General features: G+C 60.0%; 14 protein-coding genes and 2 pseudogenes. 8 read left to right on the plus strand and 8 right to left on the minus strand.

Annotated features, from left to right (window positions below):
• The first annotated feature begins 2 nt into the window (after nucleotides 1–2).
• The gene (locus C8C92_RS14020) at nucleotides 3–1,838 is read left to right on the plus strand and encodes a glycoside hydrolase family 15 protein (RefSeq protein WP_116744279.1); all 1,836 of its coding nucleotides are present in this window, start codon (nucleotides 3–5) and stop codon (nucleotides 1,836–1,838) included.
• A gap of 395 nt (nucleotides 1,839–2,233) precedes the next feature.
• Nucleotides 2,234–3,523, plus strand: a complete 1,290-nt coding sequence (locus C8C92_RS14025; protein WP_133250751.1) for a hypothetical protein — start codon at nucleotides 2,234–2,236, stop codon at nucleotides 3,521–3,523.
• Between the two features lie 120 nt (nucleotides 3,524–3,643).
• On the opposite strand, the pseudogene C8C92_RS14030 reads toward C8C92_RS14025, so the two are convergent.
• The 3 genes and pseudogenes from C8C92_RS14030 to C8C92_RS14040 all read right to left on the minus strand — a co-directional run.
• Nucleotides 3,644–3,823 (minus strand): annotated as a pseudogene (locus C8C92_RS14030) (IS4 family transposase); the annotation flags it as partial.
• A gap of 48 nt (nucleotides 3,824–3,871) precedes the next feature.
• Nucleotides 3,872–6,175, minus strand: a complete 2,304-nt coding sequence (locus C8C92_RS14035; protein WP_243420209.1) for a TonB-dependent receptor — start codon at nucleotides 6,173–6,175, stop codon at nucleotides 3,872–3,874.
• A 279-nt stretch (nucleotides 6,176–6,454) separates the two neighbouring features.
• Nucleotides 6,455–7,702 (minus strand): PepSY-associated TM helix domain-containing protein, encoded by a 1,248-nt coding sequence (locus C8C92_RS14040; RefSeq protein WP_116744282.1) that lies wholly within the window; start codon nucleotides 7,700–7,702, stop codon nucleotides 6,455–6,457.
• A gap of 228 nt (nucleotides 7,703–7,930) precedes the next feature.
• On the opposite strand from C8C92_RS14040, the gene C8C92_RS14045 reads away from it, so the two are divergent.
• From C8C92_RS14045 to C8C92_RS14065, 5 genes are all read left to right on the plus strand, one after another.
• Nucleotides 7,931–8,761 carry an alpha/beta hydrolase gene (locus C8C92_RS14045; protein ID WP_116744283.1) on the plus strand — a complete coding sequence of 277 codons (831 nt, stop codon included), beginning with the start codon at nucleotides 7,931–7,933 and terminating at the stop codon, nucleotides 8,759–8,761.
• Nucleotides 8,761–10,308: an ATP-binding protein gene (locus C8C92_RS14050; protein WP_116744284.1), complete on the plus strand. Its 1,548-nt coding sequence runs from the start codon at nucleotides 8,761–8,763 to the stop codon at nucleotides 10,306–10,308. Before C8C92_RS14045 ends, C8C92_RS14050 begins: the two co-directional genes overlap by 1 nt.
• A gap of 37 nt (nucleotides 10,309–10,345) precedes the next feature.
• Nucleotides 10,346–11,278: a hypothetical protein gene (locus C8C92_RS14055; protein WP_133250752.1), complete on the plus strand. Its 933-nt coding sequence runs from the start codon at nucleotides 10,346–10,348 to the stop codon at nucleotides 11,276–11,278.
• 72 nt (nucleotides 11,279–11,350) lie between these two features.
• On the plus strand, nucleotides 11,351–11,866 hold the full coding sequence (locus C8C92_RS14060) for a hypothetical protein (protein WP_116744286.1): 516 nt from the start codon (nucleotides 11,351–11,353) through the stop codon (nucleotides 11,864–11,866).
• A 7-nt stretch (nucleotides 11,867–11,873) separates the two neighbouring features.
• Nucleotides 11,874–12,320, plus strand: coding sequence for a hypothetical protein (locus tag C8C92_RS14065; protein WP_116744287.1), 447 nt, complete (start codon nucleotides 11,874–11,876; stop codon nucleotides 12,318–12,320).
• Nucleotides 12,321–12,445: 125 nt separating this feature from the next.
• Here C8C92_RS14065 and C8C92_RS14070 read toward each other — a convergent pair whose 3' ends face one another.
• The 4 genes and pseudogenes from C8C92_RS14070 to C8C92_RS14085 all read right to left on the minus strand — a co-directional run bounded on the left by C8C92_RS14070 (nucleotide 12,446) and on the right by C8C92_RS14085 (nucleotide 16,164).
• Nucleotides 12,446–13,285, minus strand: coding sequence for a DUF3037 domain-containing protein (locus tag C8C92_RS14070; protein WP_099763953.1), 840 nt, complete (start codon nucleotides 13,283–13,285; stop codon nucleotides 12,446–12,448).
• Nucleotides 13,282–14,022: pseudogene (locus C8C92_RS14075) on the minus strand (HipA family kinase). The gene C8C92_RS14070 and the pseudogene C8C92_RS14075 overlap by 4 nt, the downstream one beginning before the upstream one ends.
• 166 nt (nucleotides 14,023–14,188) lie before the next feature.
• Nucleotides 14,189–15,406: an MFS transporter gene (locus tag C8C92_RS14080; protein WP_099763951.1), complete on the minus strand. Its 1,218-nt coding sequence runs from the start codon at nucleotides 15,404–15,406 to the stop codon at nucleotides 14,189–14,191.
• Nucleotides 15,407–15,690: 284 nt separating this feature from the next.
• The gene (locus C8C92_RS14085; protein ID WP_096235274.1) at nucleotides 15,691–16,164 is read right to left on the minus strand and encodes a DUF6328 family protein; all 474 of its coding nucleotides are present in this window, start codon (nucleotides 16,162–16,164) and stop codon (nucleotides 15,691–15,693) included.
• A 389-nt stretch (nucleotides 16,165–16,553) separates the two neighbouring features.
• Here C8C92_RS14085 and C8C92_RS14090 point away from each other — a divergent pair, with 389 nt between their 5' ends.
• The gene (locus tag C8C92_RS14090) at nucleotides 16,554–16,973 is read left to right on the plus strand and encodes a YidB family protein (protein ID WP_099763949.1); all 420 of its coding nucleotides are present in this window, start codon (nucleotides 16,554–16,556) and stop codon (nucleotides 16,971–16,973) included.
• A gap of 166 nt (nucleotides 16,974–17,139) precedes the next feature.
• On the opposite strand, the gene C8C92_RS14095 is transcribed toward C8C92_RS14090, so the two are convergent.
• Nucleotides 17,140–18,249: a LacI family DNA-binding transcriptional regulator gene (locus C8C92_RS14095; RefSeq protein ID WP_116744289.1), complete on the minus strand. Its 1,110-nt coding sequence runs from the start codon at nucleotides 18,247–18,249 to the stop codon at nucleotides 17,140–17,142.
• Between the last annotated feature and the right edge of the window lie 28 nt (nucleotides 18,250–18,277).

Below are 18,277 nucleotides of genomic sequence, written 5' to 3' on the forward strand. Positions count from 1 at the left end.
CCATGACGACATCCTATGACACCCCCGGCGGCGCGCCCGTTGGCAGCAAGCCGCCCGCGCAAGCGTCCCTGAACTGCGGCGTGGTGGGCAATTGTGCCTTCAGCGCCCTGATCGACCAGGCCGGGCAAGTGGTCTGGTCCTGCCTGCCCCGTTTCGATGGCGATCCCGTCTTCAACGGCCTGCTGGACGCGACGGAAAACGGCAGCGTGTGGGGCATCGACATTGAAAACTTTGCCCGCAGCGAGCAATTCTACGAGCCGAACACGGCCGTACTGCGCACGCGCCTGTACGACACCGAAGGGCGCGGCGTGGAAATCACGGATTTCGCGCCCCGATTCCTCAGCCGCGACCGCATGTTCCGCCCGCTGATGCTGATCCGCCGCGTGCGCCCGCTCGACCACGCCGTGCGCATCCGCGTGCGCCTGCGCCCCCGCTACGACTGGGGCAGGCTGGCGCCGCAGATCACGCAGGGCAGCCACCACATCCGCTACGTGGGACCGGAACAGACCTTGCGCCTGAACACCGATGTGTCACTCAACTATGTATTGAGCGAAACCTATTTCGTGCTGGGCGGCACGGCCAACTTCCTGCTGGGCCCCGATGAAACCCTGGCCGGCGGCATCGACGAGACGGCGCGCATCTTCGAAAAGGACACCATCAACTATTGGCGCACCTACACGCGCCGCCTGGCCGTACCGCTGGAATGGCAGGACGTGGTCATTCGCGCGGCCATCACGTTAAAGCTGTCTTTATATGAAGACACGGGCGCCATCATCGCCGCCATGACCACCAGCATTCCCGAAGCGCCCGGCAGCAGCCGCAACTGGGATTACCGCTATTGCTGGCTGCGCGACGCCTTCTTCGTCGTGCGCGCCCTGAACAGCCTGTCGGAAGTGGGCACGATGGAAGAGTATCTGCGCTGGCTGACGAATATCGTCGCCCGCTCGAAGGGCGGCCACATCCAGCCCCTTTACGGCATCGGCCTGGAAGAGCAATTGCCCGAATCGACGCTGGACCACTTGCCCGGCTACCGGGGCAATGGTCCCGTGCGCGTGGGCAACCAGGCGCAGGAACACTTCCAGCACGATGTGTACGGCAACATTGTTTTAGGCGCGGCGCAGGCTTTCCTCGACCACCGGCTGTTCCACCGGGCCGGCAAGGCCGAGTTTGCCGCGCTGGAAGCCGTGGGCGACCAGGCCTTCCGCCTGCATGCGGAGCCGGACGCGGGCATGTGGGAGCTGCGCACGCGGGCGCGCGTCCATACCTCGTCCATGCTGATGAGCTGGGCCGCCTGCGACCGCCTGGCCAAGGTCGCGCATAAGCTGGGCTTGCCGGACCGCGCCGACCACTGGAACAGCCGCGCCGTGCTGATCCGTGAGCGCCTGCTGCGTGAAGCGTGGAGCGAAGAGCGCCAGGCCTTCGCGGAAAGCCTGGGTGGGCGCGACCTCGATGCGTCCGTGCTGCTGATGGCGGAAGTCAACTTCATCGACCCCATGGACCCGCGTTTTATCGCGACAGTCGACGCGCTGGAAGCATCGCTGTGCGACGGCCCCTACATGCGCCGCTACGAAGCGCCCGACGACTTCGGCAAACCGGAAACAGCCTTCAACATCTGCACCTTCTGGCGCATCGACGCGCTGGCGCGCATCGGCAGGAAGGACGAAGCGCGCAAAATCTTCGAGACGATGTTAATGGCGCGCAACCACCTGGGCTTGCTGTCGGAAGACACGCACCCCGTCACGGGCGAAATGTGGGGCAATTTCCCGCAGACTTATTCGATGGTGGGCTTGATCAACTGCGCCGTGCGCTTGTCGGCGCCGTGGGATAGCGCTGTTTAAGAGCGGGCCGGGATCGCGGGCCTGAGCGTTATCCCTGGCTGCGTTGCCAGGGATTGCCATCTATTCGCCGCGCCTGAAAGCCATATCGTTATACATATTTTCTTCACCAATAAAATCAATGGCTTGACGCTTCCCTGCATCTGTTTTCAAGGCGTGCGCTGATAACTACACGGTAAACATTTCAAGTCAGGCCAGCGGATTTTCGCCTAATTTTTAGGTAAAAAACTGCGCAAAATGCCGATTCGCGGCAAATGAGCGAACATCAGAAAAAGATGGGTATAACGCCATGGGTTCGGGCACGGTCGGAATCTCGCTCATCGCTAGTGCCAACGCTGCATATGTTAGAGGCATCTCTGTTATTATCGCTCGTCATATTATTAGCTAAGCGCGCGACCATGCCAAACTTCTCACATTATGTCAGCGAATTGATAAAATTCTGGAATGATCTGGGATGGCTTGCCAATTTTCTGGCAGTCGCCGTGATCATGTTGCCAGCAATAGGCAAAATCAGAGCAATGATGAGCCGGCGGCGCCAGAAGAGGAGGGCTGTTACCAATACTAAAATGAACAGTGCATCTTATCTGGAATGGATGCAGCGCGTCATATCAAAAATTTATGCAGGCCGGGAGCTTGTTTCGCTGTATGGAAAAAAATATCCTGCAATTATTCTCAGACCGAGTAAAAAATTTCTTTATCCGTTCAGTGAGCTGTGTCATTTAGCATCCACGGATATCAAGCCCTTGCGCTTGAGTCGATTACAAAAGGATTATCTGCGCTTCCTCGGCGATTCGGTAAAACGACCAAAGATGAAGGGATTCGCCACCAAGGAAATTCTGCTGGACGAACACGGAAAGATCGTCGCCGTGCATGCTCAGGCAACAAACTATCAGCAGAATCTTGTTACGGCGCACGTTCTGGAATGGGAGCTTTTCAAGCGTTACAAAAAAAATGCAGAAATCACCGACGACATCCTCTCGGAATTGAAGTTACGTTCGGCATATCACGGAGGCCAACCACCACTTCAAGCCGTGTTAAAGCCATGCGACGCTTTCCCGTTAATCAGCGTTCAAGCACTGGTGATCTACAAGGACTACAAGGATCCCAACAGCGTAATGTGGAAGGCGATCGTTGCGCAACGCGGCAAGAATGTGGCGATCAAGCCGGAGCTGTGGCAAATCCAGCCGGCCGGCGGCTTCGAAGTGTATGGGCACGAGGATGATGATCTTGACATACAGCTCAGGCAAGGCTTTGATGTTCGTGCCGCGCTATTCAGAGAGTATGCGGAAGAATTATATAACGTCGAGGAGCTCAGCTTTCGCAGTGACGGAAGAGATTCCGGCAGCATTCTGGCGGAACCCCATATTTCACAGCTCATCACACTTATAGGTGATAACAAAGCGAGCATGGATTTTCTAGGCATCATCACCGATTTGACCGTATTGCGCCATGAGCTGTCTTTTTTGATTGTCATCGATGATCCAGACTACTGCCGGTATCCCATCATCGGCAGTTCCGAGGCAAAAAGAATGTTCAGTCTAAACATGGCCGAGTTAAAAACGACATTTTCAAACCAGAATGTGCATTCAAGCAGTGCTGGCCTGCTCCAACTGGCGATTGAAAGCGACAGGCTGAAATCGCTTGGCATTTCCTCGTTGCTCGAGACTGCCGACGATGGGATGCCCTGATAAGGCACCGAGTTATACACAAGTCCGATCCGGCCAAGCGCAGCTGCGAAAAACTTTTAACAATCAATGACTTACCGCAGCCCTTGTAAACTGGCCGCATTTCAGGTTTACTCCACGCCGTTATACATAATTCTTGGCGTTGGCCCAGTCTCGTAATTTCTCCATTGTTTCCGCTGCGACGTAGACCTCTTTCATGCCAAGCCAGATGGTCTTGACGCCGGGTTCGCCGTCGCTTTTCCGGCCGAGGAATCCCCCCAGCCGAGCGACCAGTCGTGGCACATCGTTTGAATGTAAAAGGCTTTTTCGGCCAGGTGCTCGACTGTCCGGACTTGTGTATCACGACGTGCCTTAAAGCCGGGCGCTCAAGCCGATCTGGAAACCACGGCCTGGCAAGGGCGCAATGTATTTCAGTGGAGAATTGTGCGGCCTGGCATCGTCATCGAGCAGGTTGCTGCCGTTAATAAATACATCGATGCCTGCAAACGGCGAATTTGGCACCTGCAGTGCGCGGCTCAGCTGGAAATTCACCATGGTGTAGCCGTCGAGCGGCACTTCTTCGCTGACACTCTTGCCCAGGTACTTCTGCTTGGCGTACCAGGTGCTCGACACCCTGGCCTTCCAGCCCTGGTTTTCCCACTGCACATTCGCGCCGTAGCGGTTGGTGGGCATGTTGGGCAGGTAGGCGCCGTCGTTGTGCGCGCGCAGCTTGTCGGGATGGTCCGCCTTGTTCTTGACCAGGTCGGCAAATGCGGAGAGATTCACCTTGCCATAGCTGCCCAGCTGAATGAGCTGCGTAGCGTCGATCTCGAATCCTCTGACCGTCGTATCGGTCTGCTTCCAGTATTTTAATGGCAGGCGATTGGCCATCTGGGCTCCAGAATGGCCAAGGTAGAGATAGTTCTCGTACTGCATGACGTAGCCGGTTGCGGACAGGTTGAAGCCGCGATGGCCGAACAGGGCGGTGAGTTCGGTACTCCTGGCGCGCTCGGCCTTCAGGTTCTGGTTGCCTTCTTCCTGGGTCATGATCGAATAGTGGCGGTTGCTCGCATACAACTCATTGACGTCGGGCGCTCTTTCCGAGGAGGCATAGCGCAGCTTTGCACCGAAAAGCTGGCCCAGCTTGGCCGAGGCCCCCAGGCTATAGCTGTTCAGACTGAACGATTTGTCTTCGAGTTTGGAATTGCTCGCATTCCTCGACGTCTTGAAGCCGCTCTGGCGGATGTCGTGCTCCACTATTTCATGGCGCAAGCCCGCATCGAAGGTGGCCCAGTCGACGTCGAGGCTTTCCTTGATGAACAGCGCGCGGCTGAGCGTGCTGGCATCGGGAAGGTAGAGCTGCGGGCCGCTGCCGGCGATATCCCTGGACTGATGGCTCAGGCCTAGCATGCCGCTCAATGGACCGGCGCGCCGGTGCGCCAGCAGCAGCTCGGCCTGATTGGTGTTGAACCGGTAGTCATTCGCCTTGGTCGCACCGAGGCGTTCTCCCGACGCATTGTTCAGGCGGGACACGCGCAGTTGCGCGCTTTCAATGTACGCGACGGGATCGCGCAGATGGGCTTCCAGCGCATATTTATCCTGCTGTATCACCACGCCGACGGGCAGCCCCGCGTCATAATTCGCCCCGAAAGCTTTGTTCTCCATGGAAAAGCCCGGCACGCCATATTCGCTATTCTTGGTGTCGAGGCTGACGGCCACGTAGCCACGGTCGAAAAAGTAGGTGCTGCCGACGGCAAAGTGGGAATTGCTGGCATAGCTGTTGCCCAGGGTGCCGTGATAATCGGGGGTGACGTCCTTGTTGATCTTGTTCTGCACCGTCTTTGGCGTACCGGGCACGTATGCGGGGTTGGCCGGATTGACGTAGGTCTTGCGCTGCCAGACGGAGGTCGGATGATTGGTGTAGAAGGAAAAATCGCCGTCCGCCCAGTCCGGACTTTCCGTCATGAACTGGTCGATAAACGGTTGCGATGCCTTGTTGTAGACCTGCTGGATTCTCGCTTCTTTCTGGCAACTGTCAGCCAGAAAGGTATTCACGCCGCCGCTCGAAGGGAACAGCTGGCTGTTGCACACGCCGGCCTTGCTGTTGCCCGGAATTGTGTAGTGCCCGATCTTCTGGAATGACAGCTGCAGATTCGTCGAAAAGCGCTGCCCGTCGTTGAAATTCAGGCGCAAGCCTTGTGCATCGGCATCATTGAAACCCTTGCGCAGAACCAGTTCCAGGTCTTTCGGCTTGTCCTCCATCTTCCTGGAAATGAGGCCGGAATCGACGTCGACGCTGCCGCCGATGGCATTGCCGCCGAAGCGCACGCTATCGGACGATTTGTTCACGCTGACGCTGCGCGCAAACAGCGGATCGAACGGGATGTTGATGTCGCCGCTGAGCGCATTCATGCCGAGGATGGACTGGCCATCTTCGAGGATCTGCACGCGGCTGCCGCTCAGGCTGCGTATCACCGGTGCGCCGGCATTCGGCCCGAAGGCGCTGCTTTGCACGCCCGAGACATGTTCGAGCATGCCGCCCAGCGTCCTGTTCTGGGCTTGCGTATTTTCAACGACAACGACGCTGTCAATGCCCGACGGTCTGTCTGCGCGGATGTTGATGGTCTGCAGGGTGATGTCGTCTGCCGCGTAAGCGAGCGGGGTAGTGGACAGCATGGCAGCTGCGAATACGTGATGGCGCATGGGACTCTCTAAAAAGGCGGAATGGGGTGCTGGCGCTGGACGCGGGCACAGCGCGACGGCATAGATGCAATCGAGTTGCAATAATAGCTCGCGCGGAATGCTAATGCAAGTAAACTGCATTTGATGACATTGGCCGGGCTGGCGCACGGAAAGCGCGCAGCGCAGACAGCCGGCATGTGCCGGCTATTGGGTAGCAAAGTGTGGAAGTGCGATGGCGGCTATGCGTTGTGAAGTCGCGCGTTCAGGTCAATTTCAATGGCTCTTCGCCTGCAGCCGGCGCGCACGGCGCTTTCTTTCCCAGATGACGATGCCTGTCACGGACAGCATGGCGACCATGATGCCCATGAGGGACATCAAGATGCGTCCCGGCAAGCCGAGGATGCGGCCCGAGTGCAAAGGGAATTGCAGTTGCACGAAGACGTCGGCGGCCGTGCCTTCCCATGGCTTGTGCTGGCCGATGATGCTGCCGTCCATGCCGTCGACGTACAGATTCGACAGGCCCATGCCGGCCGCGCCGAATTCGTCGGCCGGGTCGAAGAAGGAGACGTTGTAGAACGAATAATTGCCGCCATAATAAATGCCGCCGATGGGCGCCGTGATGCCGCGCTGCACGGCTTGTCTTTTTGCAATATCCACGGCCTGCTCGAAGCCGATCACGGGCGTAATATACGTGCCGTAGGGCGCCGGCGTCTGCGTTTCGTACGGTCCCGGCGTGGTGGTGGACACCAGCGACATGACGGGATAAAACACTTCGCGGTACAGGTTCAGCGAGAACGAGGTGAACGCGACGACGATGATGATGGCCCACACCCACAGGCCTCCCGCGCGGTGCAAATCGAAATTGAGCTTGTAGCCGCCCGCCGCCCAGCGCACCACCCACGACGGTTTCCAGCGCTGCCACCAGCTGGCGGCGTCGCGGTGGCGCGGCGTCTCGTCCGGGGCGCGTGGGCGAAGGCGGCGTGGCGTGGTCAGATACAACGCCACCATGCTGTCGAGCAGCCAGATCAGGGCGACCGTGCCCATCAGCCAGTAGCCCCAGCGGTCCGTGCCCCAGAAAGCGGGCACGTGCAGGCTGTAGTGCAAGTGGCGCAGGAACGGCATCAGGCTGCGGCGCGACAGGGAAATCGCCGTCGAATCGCGCGTGCCCGTGATGTGCGCGGTGACGGGGTCGATGTAGACGGTGTTGTAGTCGAGCACGAACGGCTTGTTGGTCACCGGATCGGTGAGCGGGCGCACCATGAAGGCGGCCGCATGGCCTTCCTCCAGGCCCAGGGTCATGTAATTGACTGCCACGCGCGGGTCGGCGGCGGCGACCTTTTGCGCCAGCGCAAATGGTTGCTGCAGGGGGCCACGGCCCGGCGTGTCCATGATGTCGGCGTTGAGCCACTCGTCGAGTTCATGGTCCCATGAGGTGACGGCGCCCGTGAGGCCTGCAACGATGAGGAAGAGGGCGATGGCGAGACCGGCCCAGCGGTGTATGACAGTCCAGAAAGCGCGCATGCGGTACAAACCTTCAACATGAAACCGGCTTGTTGCCGCCAGCAGGCGCCATGGCGGCGCACAGGGAACGCCAGGCACGGGCCTGGTATTTTGATAATGGGAATCGTTCTCATTATCCGCCGTGGCGCAGAATTTGTCCAGCGACGATGGTATTGCCTAGGGTCAAATTGCGCATGCTAAGATGCTAGCAAGAAGTTAATTTACATTCCACATAGAAATACTCAAGGCATGCGCATAGAAGATCGGAACAATATCCACGTGTGCGAATGCAGCGCTGCGCCGCAGGGGGGCGCGGCAACCACCATGGTGTTCATGCATGGCTTTGGCTGCGACCAGACCATGTGGCGCTACCTGGAGCCGCTGTTTCGTCCCCGCTACCGCACGGTGCTGTTCGATCTGGTCGGCAGCGGCGCATCCGACCTGGACGCCTATGATGTCGATCGCTATGCGCGCCTGGATGCACATGGCGCCGATTTGCGGCAAGTCATCCATGCCGTCGGCGGCGGCCCCGTCATTTGCGTGGGCCATTCCGTCAGCGCCATGAGCGCCTTGCTGGCCAGCATCGCCGAGCCGGACTTGTTCGCCGCGCAAGTCATGCTGGCGCCGTCACCGTGCTATATCGATGACGCGGCGTCCGGCTACCGGGGCGGCTTCAGCCGTGCCGACATCGACGACTTGCTCGGTGCCATGGACAGCAATTACCTGGGCTGGTCCGCCAGCATGGCGCCGGCCATCATGGGCGCGCCCGGGCAACCGGCGCTGGGCGACGACCTGGCCAGCAGCTTTTGCCGCACGGACCCCGCCATCGCCCGGCATTTCGCGCAAGTCACCTTCTTGTCCGACCACCGTGCCATCTTGCCGCACAACCGCACGCCGGCCCTGATCGTGCAATGCAGCGACGACTTCATCGCGCCACCGCCCGTGGGCGAGTATTTGCGCGACATGCTGCCGCACAGCAGCCTGCACGTGGTCGAAAACGTGGGCCATTGCCCGCACATGAGCGCGCCCGATGCCAGCTACCGCGCCATCCGCCACTTTCTCGACGGCTTGCACCTGTAATGCGCGACACGCTGCCTTCCTTGCCTGACGCCAATACCTTGTTCCAGCATGCGGCCTGCGGCTTGCTGCTGTGCACGGCCGACGGCACCATCGTGCAGGCGAACGCCACCTTTTGTGGCTGGCTCGGCTATGGCGCCAGGGAATTGTTTGGGAAAAAGAAACTGCAGGACTTGCTGACCATCGGCGGGCGCGTGTTCCACCAGACGCACTGGCTGCCGCTGATGCAGGTGCAGGGCAGCGTATCGGAAATCCTGCTCGATATGCGCCAGCGCCAGGGGCTATCGATCCCCATGCTGTTCAACGCCGTGCGGCGCGTGCACGAGGGCGTGCGTTATGACGAGGTCGCCGTCTTTGTCGCCAGCGACCGGCGCAAATACGAGCAGCAACTGCAACTGGCGCGCAAGGAGGCCGGCGAGCTCAATGAGCAGCTGGCGGCCGCCGACCGGCGCAAGGACGAATTCCTGGCCACCCTGGCGCACGAGCTGCGCAACCCGCTGGCGCCGATGCGCAATGTGCTGGAAGTGCTGCGCCTGGCGCAGCTGGACGATCCGCAGCTGTGCTGGGCACGGGACGTGCTGGGCCGGCAAGTGAGCCACATGACGCACCTGGTCGACGACTTGACGGAAGTGTCGCGCATCACGCGGGGCCGCCTGGAGTTGCGCCGCGCCAGCGTGGAACTGGCGCCCGTGGTGGACGCGGCCCTGGACAGCGTCGCCGAGCTGGCGGCGCAGTCCGGCCACAAGGTGCACGTGGAGCAATGGCCGCGGCCCATCTGGCTCGACGCCGACGCCACGCGCCTGGCGCAGATGATCGCCAACCTGCTGACCAACGCCGTCAAGTACACGCCCGCCAACGGCGTCATCTGGCTGGACGTGGCATGCACGGAACACGAGGTGCGCATCAGCGTGCGCGATTCGGGCATCGGCATCGCGCACGAGCATCTGGACACCGTCTTCGACCTGTTTTCGCAGTTGCCGCCGGCCCTGTCGCTGGCCCAGGGTGGCCTGGGCATCGGTCTGTCGCTGGTGCGGGGGCTGGCCGAATTGCATGGCGGCAGCATCAGCGCGCACAGCGATGGCGTGGGGCAGGGCAGTACCTTCACATTGCGCCTGCCGCTGCCGGCCGTGCCTTTGCCGGCGCCTGCGCCCGCCAACCGCCGCCTGCTTGCCGGCACGCGCGAAGGCAAGGTGCTGGTCATCGACGACAGCGTCGACGCGGCCGAAAGCCTGGCGCTGGCGCTCGACATCCTCGGCTACGACGTGCGCACGGCCTACGATGGCGTGGCCGGCATGGCGGCCGCGCAAGCCTTTATGCCGCGCGTGATATTGCTCGACATCGGCTTGCCGCACATGAATGGCTATGACGTGGCGCGCCAGCTGCGTTCCCAGCCGTGCGGCCAACATGCCATCCTGGTCGCCGTGACGGGCTGGGGCCAGGACAAGGACCGCCAGATGGCGTCCGACGCGGGTTTTGATTTGCATCTGACCAAGCCTGTGGATTTTTATGAGCTCGATGCGGTGCTGCAGAAGATGCTGCAGGCAGGGTGAACGATACATGCCGTGTCAACCACAATCGTCCCACAGCGTGATCCAGGAAGAATGGGATCTGTGTGATTTGCTGGATGGCGCCCGCGCGCTTCACGATGCCTTGCTCGATTACGAAGGCGATGGCGTGTATGCCGACCTGCTCCTTCCCTGGTTGCGCGCGAATCCGCCTGCGCTGGCCTGGCTGCGCTCATTTGCGCAAAGGCAAGGAAATCCTGTTCCGCCAGCAAGCAAAGAGGAATTGTGGGTACTCCACGCGTTCAGCCGCATAGGCCAGGTGCTGGTCTTGCCCTTGCAACAGGGGCGCGGCAATGGCAATGGCGAAGGCTGGGCCGGACCGCCGCTGTCGCTCACCGAGTATGAGGCTTTCGTCGAGGCGCTGGGCATGACGGTGCTGCGGCCGGCAGAGTTTTCGCCTTTTTATCACGAGATAGTCGGGCTGCAGCCCGCTGGGTCTGCGCATGCGCGTGCCGCGATCATGGCCTGGCGATGGCCGTGCGTGATGCTCGGCAACATGCTGTTTGCGCGTGGTGGCGTCGATGTCTGCGCTGGCAAGACAATTTTCAAGCCCGGTATCGCCGACGCATCGACGCTGTACTGGGCTGACCGCCGCAAGGGACGCCCTGTCAACGACCTGTCGCATGGGTGGGGTAGTAATTCGCAATGGCGCACGTCTTTCCGCCGCGACTATGTCGTGGACGATACGCGATTTTACAATGTGGATGGCAAGTATGATCTGGCGGAGCAGGCGGCCGAGACGGCAGATGACGGCCTGTTTCCGGTACTGACCCTGGCGCAAAGAATTGAGTTGCTGACGCAGCGATGCCTGGTCAGTAGCACGACAGCGCACGATGATCTGTTCCCCTATGACGACTGCTGGCGCGAAGCTGTGGACAAGGGCCGCTTGCACGGTTGGTGGCCGCGCTGGCTGTCAGCCTTGCGTGGCAGTGGCAGGCGGGAAACAAAGGCTTGAAACCTGGGTGCGCGATGATGCTGAAGCACGCTCGGGGACGACATGGCCGTCAGCGGCATTGGATGGAAAGATATGGAACAATTGACAGAACTTGAAAACGCCGTTTTTCAGCTGCGCATGGGTTTTGGCCCGGCGGACCGCTGCGTGGACTGGGCCGTGGAGCGTTTGCGCCTGGACCAGGAAGGTGACGACCTCGAGGTCGTGCTGCTGGCCAGCGCCCGTGGCCGCGACGAGGTGCTGCCGCTGGCCGACGTGATCATCGCGCGCTACCGGGGCGCGCAGCGGCTTGACGAGCAGTTCCTGGCCGGCAAATACATCGTCGAACTGCGCGCAGCTTACCTGGCGGGCCGGGAAAGCGTATCTTCGCTCGATGCCATCTTTACCCGCTTGTACCCGGTGCTAGCTTATCCCGACTGGCTGACGATGCTGAGCCGCAATTGCGAGTATGCGATCGACGTACCCGATTTCGAGCAGCCGTTCGAGGATGAATTCCACTATATCGCCAGCCTGTGGGCGCAGGCGGCGAATCTGGCCGCGTTCGAGCGTGCATACAGCCGACAAACTTCCAATGTGCATGACATTAAGTAAAGTGCGAATGATTGACAACAAGGTGCTGCGCGCGCTTGGACTCACCGAAGCCATGCTGTGCCATCTCGATGGTGACAGCGTTGCTTCGCCATTCGACTACCGTTGCCAGGAGGCACACGCATGGCGTGCCTCTCCCATTGCCGGGCGCGGCATCGTGCCCCTGTGGGAATGTGGCATGGTGCTCGATTACTTCAATCCCGCCAACGGCCGCTTCGAGCGCTGCAGCCTGGAGAATGTTGACGAGGTGTGGTGCAGCTACGCTTCGCTGCAAGGCTTGCTGGCGGAGCTGTTTCTCGATGCCTGCGAGGATGATGTGGATGACGTTGCGCTGCGTACCTGCGCCAGCCTGTTCGGCTTTCATGAGGTGGAGCGCCTGCTGACCGAGGTGTCCAATGCCGGAGCCGGCTACAAGCAATGGCGTGCATGCTTTGGCGCGAACTGCATGGACCACTAAGGTAACCGGCGCACCGTTATTACCATGCTGCCTGCGTGTGTCTCTGCCGCTCTTTAATACCACGGCCATTCACTGTGTGGCGGCGGTGGCGTTTGCCCTTGAGGAGCAGGATACCTGTCTTATAGTCAGCCTCTATCAGTAGCGAACTTGAGAATCTGACGCTCATCGTCTGCAGCTACTACCTGTACATTTTCAGCAAGCAAGTCTTGCCTGATCTCTTGGAATGCATAATAAGGCTTGGTGTTGGCTGCCGGTTGAGTGACCGGGAACAGTACTTTTGGCGGCAGTGCATTGCGTTTGCGTAAGCGCCGTACTTTATCGACCCATTGACCGCCATGTGTGAGGATTTTGGTGCTATCGCCTTGGGCAAGGTACAGCGGTTTGATCACTCGTTCAGCTTTGCCTTCCACCATGTCGACAAATGGAAAGTTTACGGCGAAATCTTCCGTACCAACCTTTTCACGTTGATATCGAGCTCCGACTTGCGCGTTGAAGAGGAGTTTGCGAACATTGTTTTCCAATAAACGCTCTTGATACTCCTTGGTTACAAAGTTGCGTTCGACATAATGATCAAATAGCTGCAGAAGTTTGGCCTTTGGATCCTCCGCCAGGACGACGCGTTGATCGGCAAACTGCAACATCGCTTCCCGGGGACGAACCACTTCAGCAAACAGATTTCTTGCGAGTACTATATCGGGCTGCGTTTTTCGTCCATCCAATGCCAGCCGACGAAGCTCAAGAGCGAAGCGATCCATCTCTTCTTTAAAAAGTTGGCGGCCATCCAAGTAGATTTGACGGTCAAGCTGATGAAAGAATTGCGTGATACGGCCATACCGCTTCAGTATACGGAAGCCGAAGAAGCGCGCTTCGGGCGCGATCAGCGCAATACCGACGTTGGCGAACTCTCCGGTTTCCACAAACGGGCGAAATCGCAAAAGAGCATATTGGCAGGCGAACTTTTTCATGGGGTATTCCAAAAATCTTCTTGGCGGCAACGCTGCAGGCAGGTCTCGATTTCATCCCACGTCACGTCTGCTGGTACGCCATCATCAACATACCACCAAGAGTCGGGTATGTTAGCACGGATGCCTGCCAATCTTGGCAAAATTGCCTCTAACTTGCTTGCGTAGTGCTCGCGTTGAAGATGGTCGCTAAAAATGACGTTCCACCTGCTCGCAAACACATGCGTTTACAGGAAGTTGCTCGGGTTAAAGTGGCGATCAAAGGCCTGGTTATGGTCAATCACGACCAATTCTGAGTTCTGCATGTCCCAAAGCAAGTTAGGGTTGCCGCCACGCTCGGTTAAATGACGATCTTCGTTATGCAGCCACCAGTCGAAAACCAGAACATCGTTTGCCAGTTGATCCGGAACAAGGTCTCGTGTGATCGCTGTCAGCTCTTGAGGATGTGGAAGTTCTCTCGAGGCAAAGACTATCCCGCTACCTAGTTGACTGATGTTGGGAAATGCATTCGCCTCAATGAGTTCCTCAGCCACTTCTGCCAATGCATATTCTGCGATGGGAAGGCCAAATTCTGTCGCCAGTTGCGCCGAGACCCACTCACAAATCTGGCTGCGTCGACCAGCCCCCTTGCCTTTGATAAAGTAAATTGCTCCGTCGTCGCCGCGGCAAATAAATGGTTCTGTTATGCCTTGCTGCGCCCGCCCGAGGACTTCGTCAATGAAGATGGTTGCTGCATTCACAGACGACAGCTTTCAGATTTGTACCTGGCGATGATTGCTTTGTTCATGGTTTGCACGCTTCATCATATAAAGGGTCGGATACGCAGGAATTGTGAAATCCGCTCCCTATTCATGATATAGGAAATGATAACGATACAAATAGAATTAGCATTCCTATGCGCCTGCATCAGGCCGGCTGCGCGCCGCCCACATTGCGGCTGCGGTTTTCCACCAGCACGGAAATGCCCAGCACGACGATGCCGCCGCAGGCCAGCATGGCGCCCACCCAGCCGGTCGAGCGCAAGCCCATGCCCATCGCGATGGCGATGCCGCCGGCCCAGGCGCCCAGCGCGTTGGCGATGTTGAAGGCGGAATGGTTGAGGGCGGCGGCCACCGTTTGCGCGTCGCCGGCCACGTCCATCAGCCGCGTCTGCACGGCCGGGGCGACGGCGATGCCGGCGCCGATGGCAAACAGGTTGATCGCCGTCAGCCAGACATTGCTGCTGGTATAAGTAAACGCGGCCAGCGCGGCCACGTTCCACAGCAGCACGCCGAAGATGGTCCACAGGCGCGAGCGGTCGGCCAGCCAGCCGCCGATCAGATTACCCAAGGTCATGCCGACACCGATGATGGCCAGCAAGATGGAAATGACCAGGGGCGACACTTTCGTGATTTCCAGCAAGGTGGGCGTGATGAAGGTGTAGACGGCGAACATGCCGCCGAAGCCGATCGCCACCATCAGCAGGGTCAGCCACACTTGCAGGCGGCGGAACACGCCCAGCTCGCGGCGCGGGCTGGAATCGCCGGCGGCCACCATGGGCACGAAGATGCGCACCATCAGCATGGTCAGCAAGCCCAGCGCGGCGACCAGCAAAAAGGCCGAGCGCCAGCCCAGGGTCTGGCCGATATACGTGGCCAGCGGCACGCCGAAGATATTTGCCACGGTCAAGCCCATCAGGACACGGGCCACGGCTTGTCCCCGTTTGTCCGGTTCGGCCAGGGCGGCCGCCACCAGCGCTGCCACGCCAAAGTAGGCGCCATGCGGGATGCCGGCCACGAAGCGGGCTACCACCAGCAAGCCATAATTGGGAGCGATGGCGCTGAGCAAGTTGCCGCCCGCGAACATCAGCATCAGGCAGATCAGCATCAGCCGGCGCGGCATGCGCGCCAGGAAGATCGTGATCAGGGGCGCGCCGACGACCACGCCCAGCGCGTAGGCGCTGATCATGTGGCTCATCTGCGGCAAGGTCGTGCCCAGGTCGTCGGCGACCACGGGCAGGATGCTCATGGAGGCAAATTCGCCCGTGCCGATGGCCAGGCCGCCGAGGGCCAGGGCCAGGTCGGCATAGCCAGCGCCAAAAGGCGCAGTGACGCGCGGAATCAGGGGATCTACGGAGGCGTGCATGTGCTTGTTAGTTGGGTAAAGAATGACAGGGTGGAGAGGCGTGCTGTGGCCCGGCCGGAAGTGGCAATGCGCCACCAGAGTCGACGGATGGCCGGTATTTTCGGGCTATAACAACTGCCCAAGGACAACATTGTAAAAGATTCGGGCAAGCTCTGCAGGGCGACGGCTAAAATCTGCTGCACTGCACACACCCGTGTTTGCTCTTGTTGTTAACGATAACACGGAATGCATCCGCTGTTGCGGATCTTCCTCGTGACCTTGCTGAAGCAGGCGGGCCTCGCCGACTAGATTTTCCTGGCGTGCTTCAAGTGCAGGGGCAGCCACCACCACATGCAAATGATGAGCGCACCCATCAGTACGCAGGCGACGATGCCGGCGATGTGGCCGAACACTTCCGACATCACCAGATTGGTGCCGAGGATGAACGCCAACGCCAGCGAAAAGGCGCCGCACATCATGATGCGGTCGGCCACGCGCTTGAAGCGTTCGCGGTCTTGCAAGGGGCGCATCACGCGGTGCTGGATGGCTGGCGCGCTGAGCAGCACCAGGCTGGTCATGGACAGGAAAAACGTCAGCAGGAAGACGACTTTTTCCGCCTGCACGATCTTCGCGAAGCCGCCGTTGAAGGGCAGGATGATGAGGAAGGCCGTCAGCATCTGCGCGCCCGGCAGCAGGATGCGCAATTCGCTGAGCAGGTCGGACAAGTCGCCTTCGTCGCCGGGCTGGCCATCTTCATCCTGGTGTTGCGCGTGTGGCATGGGGCCGTCCTCGTGGTGGTGGTGGTGGTGGTGGTGGTGGTGGGGCCAGTCTACGCACAAGCGACCAGGCCGACTGTGGGCGGGCGCACCTTCAGGAGCATTGCGTGATGCCAGCCGCTAAGCACCCGGAAATTGATACTCCTCCGTAAGCAGGCAAATTAATGTTACACGTTTCTGCGAAGCGTCAATTTACGCTTGCATGTTGTGCTGAACTAAATATGATAGAGGTGGGCGGCTCGGCATTGAGCCTATCTGTGTGTTCATCTTGAAATTGCAATTATGGCACTGTTATTATTCATAGTATAATGATTTCCATGGCGGAGAATAGGCTGCGCCATGCCCGACGCCGCAGTCACGCGGCATGAATCGACAGCGTTCAGGAGAATACGATGAGTTTGCTAGATCAACTTGCAGGACAGGCGATGAGCGCTTTGGGCAACAAGGGCGCGGATGGGGAAGCGTCATCGGGGCTGATGGCCAGCGTGATGGAGCTGGTCAACCAGCATGGCGGCTTGCCGGGCCTGCTGCAGAAATTCCAGGAAAGCGGCCTGGGCGACCAGGTGGCCAGCTGGATCGGCACCGGCGCCAATGCGCCCGTCTCCGGCGAACAGATCAAGGATGCGCTGGGTGCCGACACGATCACGCAGATCGCTGAAAAAGCGGGCGTCGCACCGGACGCGGCCTCGGGCGGCCTGGCAGCCTTGCTGCCCCAGCTGATCGACAAGCTGACGCCGAACGGTCAAGTGCCAGAAGGCAATGACCTCGTCAGCCAGGGCTTGAATATGCTCAAGGGCAAGATCTTCGGTTGAGCAGCCGAAGCCACAACAAAAAAAACCTCGCAGCGATGCGAGGTTTTTTATGTGCAAGGTTTTGTGTGCGAACTTTGAACGTCTGAAAAACGCCTGTGGCTAGGCGCCGCCCCGAAGACAGTACGCAAGTACGGCGAGGGGCCGGCAACAACGCCACGGGTGTTTTTCAGGCAGCGGCCATCATGCCGAGACGCTGTGCCATATACGCCGGTTCGCTGCTCAGCCTCGCCGTGCTCCCCTCCACCAGATAGGAACAATAGCGGCGCCGTTCGGCATTGCCGCCGCGCCGTTCCATTAGTTCTCCCAGCATGGCGACGGCGTCGGTGGCCATCTTTTGCACGGGCTGGCGCAGGGTGGTGATGTCGTAGCTGAGCCAGCCCGACGCTTCCAGCGCGTCGAAACCGGCCACCGACATTTGCAGCGGCACCTGGATACCCATCTGGTGGCGCGCCGTGTCCAGGCAGCCGATGGCCATGATGTCGTTGCCGCAAATGACGGCGTCCGGCACGCGGCCCAGGCGGTCGATGACTTTGCGCAGGCCCCGTCCGCCGCTGGCGTAATCGTAGTTGCCGCTGACGACGATGGGCGCGGGCAAGCCCAGCGTGAACAGCCGGTCCAGCACGCCGGCCTTGCGTTCCTGCGCCACGGCCGAGTCGCCGGGGCCGTCGATGACGGCGAACTGGCGGTGACCCGCCTCGGCCAGGCGCGACACGAGCAGGCGCGCCGCTTCCCCCTGATCGCACAGCACGGCATGCACGGCGTGCTCGCGGGGGCTGCGGTTGAACAGCACCAGCGGCACGTCGCGCCGGCCAAACTCAAGCATTTGCTCGTCCGACAGGCCGGCGGCCACGACGGCGCCATCGACCTGGTATTGCCACACATCGCTCAAGACTTTGCCGATATCGGCTTCGCGCTCCAGGGTAAACAATAATAAACGCTTGCCCTGGCGGGCGATCTGCTGGCTCAGGTCGGACAGCACTTGCGGATAGTACAGGTTGGCCAGGTTGGAAATGATGACGGCCACCAGGTTCGAGCGCCGCGTGATCAGGCTGCGCGCGGCCGCGTTGGGGATGTAGTCGAGACTGATGGCCGCCTGCATGACCTTGGCCTGGGTGGCGGGCGAGATGCTGGCGCCCGGCTTGAAGCAGCGCGACACGGCCGATTGTGACACGCCGGCCAGCAGGGCCACGTCATACGAGGTCACGCGCCGTCCGGCGCCGGGTACGGGGCGGGCGGTGGTGCCGGGTGTCCAGGCTACAGTATTCTTTTTTCGCATATTGGTCTGGCAAGCAATCTGTCTCAAA

Origin of the sequence: Janthinobacterium sp. 78 (assembly GCF_003096775.1) — a bacterium.
In the GTDB taxonomy this organism is placed as follows: domain Bacteria; phylum Pseudomonadota; class Gammaproteobacteria; order Burkholderiales; family Burkholderiaceae_D; genus Janthinobacterium; species Janthinobacterium tructae.

Bases quoted from the DNA above. Each gene is read 5' to 3' on its own strand.
- C8C92_RS14020 (WP_116744279.1), top strand. From the start codon at position 3: ATGACGACATCCTATGACACCCCCGGCGGCGCGCCCGTTGGCAGCAAG.
- C8C92_RS14025 (WP_133250751.1), top strand. From the start codon at position 2,234: ATGCCAAACTTCTCACATTATGTCAGCGAATTGATAAAATTCTGGAAT.
- C8C92_RS14035 (WP_243420209.1), bottom strand. From the start codon at position 6,175: ATGCTGTCCACTACCCCGCTCGCTTACGCGGCAGACGACATCACCCTG.
- C8C92_RS14040 (WP_116744282.1), bottom strand. From the start codon at position 7,702: ATGCGCGCTTTCTGGACTGTCATACACCGCTGGGCCGGTCTCGCCATC.
- C8C92_RS14045 (WP_116744283.1), top strand. From the start codon at position 7,931: ATGCGCATAGAAGATCGGAACAATATCCACGTGTGCGAATGCAGCGCT.
- C8C92_RS14050 (WP_116744284.1), top strand. From the start codon at position 8,761: ATGCGCGACACGCTGCCTTCCTTGCCTGACGCCAATACCTTGTTCCAG.
- C8C92_RS14060 (WP_116744286.1), top strand. From the start codon at position 11,351: ATGGAACAATTGACAGAACTTGAAAACGCCGTTTTTCAGCTGCGCATG.
- C8C92_RS14065 (WP_116744287.1), top strand. From the start codon at position 11,874: ATGATTGACAACAAGGTGCTGCGCGCGCTTGGACTCACCGAAGCCATG.
- C8C92_RS14070 (WP_099763953.1), bottom strand. From the start codon at position 13,285: ATGAAAAAGTTCGCCTGCCAATATGCTCTTTTGCGATTTCGCCCGTTT.
- C8C92_RS14080 (WP_099763951.1), bottom strand. From the start codon at position 15,406: ATGCACGCCTCCGTAGATCCCCTGATTCCGCGCGTCACTGCGCCTTTT.
- C8C92_RS14085 (WP_096235274.1), bottom strand. From the start codon at position 16,164: ATGCCACACGCGCAACACCAGGATGAAGATGGCCAGCCCGGCGACGAA.
- C8C92_RS14090 (WP_099763949.1), top strand. From the start codon at position 16,554: ATGAGTTTGCTAGATCAACTTGCAGGACAGGCGATGAGCGCTTTGGGC.
- C8C92_RS14095 (WP_116744289.1), bottom strand. From the start codon at position 18,249: ATGCGAAAAAAGAATACTGTAGCCTGGACACCCGGCACCACCGCCCGC.